The 1,962-nt window shown below is 59.5% G+C and carries 2 protein-coding genes and 1 pseudogene; 1 reads left to right on the top strand and 2 read right to left on the bottom strand.

All coding sequences use genetic code 11. The annotated features are described in order from the left end of the window. A partial coding sequence (locus ACOVRA_RS08780; RefSeq protein ID WP_421719956.1) for a glutathione binding-like protein occupies positions 1-474 on the top strand: 474 nt, incomplete at its 5' end. A 33-nt stretch (positions 475-507) separates the two neighbouring features. Here ACOVRA_RS08780 and ACOVRA_RS08775 read toward each other — a convergent pair. Together ACOVRA_RS08775 and ACOVRA_RS08770 are read right to left on the bottom strand one after the other, a co-directional pair. Continuing rightward, positions 508-1,398: a LysR family transcriptional regulator gene (locus ACOVRA_RS08775; RefSeq protein ID WP_290803578.1), complete on the bottom strand. Its 891-nt coding sequence runs from the start codon at positions 1,396-1,398 to the stop codon at positions 508-510. A gap of 94 nt (positions 1,399-1,492) precedes the next feature. Beyond that, positions 1,493-1,962 (bottom strand): annotated as a pseudogene (locus ACOVRA_RS08770) (hypothetical protein); the annotation flags it as partial.

The following is a 1,962-nucleotide window of genomic DNA, read 5'->3' as shown; positions in this document are numbered from 1 at the left end:
TACCCCAGCGACGAGCGCGGCCGCGTGAAGGTCGATGAGTGGGTGATGTGGCAAATGGCCGGCCTTGGGCCAATGTCTGGCCAAGCCAGCCACTTCCGTCTCTATGCGCCTAATCTGGTCGATGATCCCAAGCTGATCGAATATGGCCAAACCCGTTACACCAACGAAGTCAATCGTTTGTATGGCGTTATGGAGCGCCAGCTTAAAGAGACCCCTTATCTTGCCGGCGACTATTCCATTGCCGATATGGCTTCTTATCCCTGGGTTCGTGGTGCGAAATTGTTCGGCCAAGATCTAGAAGAATTCCCCCATGTCAAAGCTTGGTTCGACAAGATTGACGCCCGCCCAGCAGTCGTCGCAGGCAATGCAGTTGGCGAAGCGCTGCGCAAGCCAGCAGGCGAGCAATCCAAGGAAGACATGAAGGCGGCTGCGAAATCGCTATTTGGTCAAACGGCCGCCGTCACCAAGACCTAACACACGCGACTGGGAGGGCAGGGGCGAGCGGCCCTAGCCCTTCCAATTCACCGCTTGCTCCAACAGATATTGCCGGAAGGCCGCAATGCGCTTGGAGCGGCGCAAGTCTGCCGGATAGATGAAGAAGACGTCGATATTGGGTCCGTCTGTCTCTGGGAATACCCGCATCAGCCCCGTGTCGGCTTGGGCCAGATAATCCGGCAAGCCACCAATGCCGAGGCCCGCGACCACTGCCTTCACCAAGGCCGAGACATTGTTGATCGTGAGGGCGGCTTCGCGCGGACGATGTTCTTCCCGGCCCAACGTCAGGGCAAAGTCTAGCACTTTCATGGGATCACCCGACCGCGCGCCATAGGCGATCACGCGGTGATTGGCCAAGTCCTCTGGCGTTTTGGGCATGCCGTGCTTGGCGATATAATCGCGCGACGCATAGAGCGAGGTGGTGATCGACAGGATTTTGCGTTGGATCAGATCCGCATGCGTCGCTTCCCACAGACGGATCGCGCATTCGGCTTCCAGCGTGGTAAGGTCAAGTTCGCGGTCATCGAGCAGAAGGCGAAGCGACACGTCTGGATAGGCATCCATAAAGCCGCCCAAGCGGGGGGCCAGCCAGGTCGCGCCAATGCCGATGGGCGCGGTGACGATCAGCTCACCCTGCGGGCGGTCGCGCGCGTCTTTCAAATTGGACTCAGCCACTGCCGCGATGGTCGCCATCTGACCTGTGGATTGCTGCAGCACTTTGCCGGGCCCGGTGAGGATCAGGCCGCGCGCATGGCGATGAAACAGCGGCACGCCAAGACCATCTTCGAGCGCCGCAATTTGGCGGCTAACAGCGGATTGCGACAGGCCGACTTTTTCGGCAGCAGCGGTGAGGCTGCCGGTATCTGCGGCGGCGTGAAAGGTTTTGAGCTTGTCCCAGTCCATGCGTTAACCTGACTTAATTCTGAGGTCTCGTCCAGCCATGTCGATGCGGGGGATACCTATGATTTGCGTGACTTTTTAGCGGGATAGGCGGGCACTAGCCAGCCTGCTTTGGCAGGATCGCCAGATAGTGGGCGCGCGCTCGTTCCAGAATGAGCACAAGGGGCAGCAGGCAAAGCACGAAACCAAGGCTGATTAATGCGTCGCCCGCGGTCGATGCCCGGACCGCGACCACACCGCAAAGTGCGGTTGCAAGCCAGTAGAGCGATGCCACATAGAGGTGCGACTGGCCGCTGCGAATGGCCAATTGATAAACATGATCAGCGTGGGGCGTGAGGAGATTGGCCCTCTGACGGGCGCGCCACACAATCGTCAGGATGGAATCGGCCAAGAGTGGCAGGAAACACGTGGCAATCGAGAGCGGGTTGACCCCCATTGAGCCCGCCCAAACCCCCAAAGTACCGATGGTGAGGCCGACAAACAGCGCCCCAGAATCGCCCGCAAAAATGCGTCCGCCCGCCACGTTCCAATACAGAAAGCCACAACAGGCGAGGGCCGAGATCAGGC

Source organism: Aquidulcibacter sp., from assembly GCF_049239865.1.
Taxonomy (GTDB): Bacteria; Pseudomonadota; Alphaproteobacteria; order Caulobacterales; family Aquidulcibacteraceae; genus Aquidulcibacter.
The sequence above is the reverse complement of the archived record's forward strand: the minus strand, read 5'-3'. Positions and strand labels throughout refer to the sequence as shown.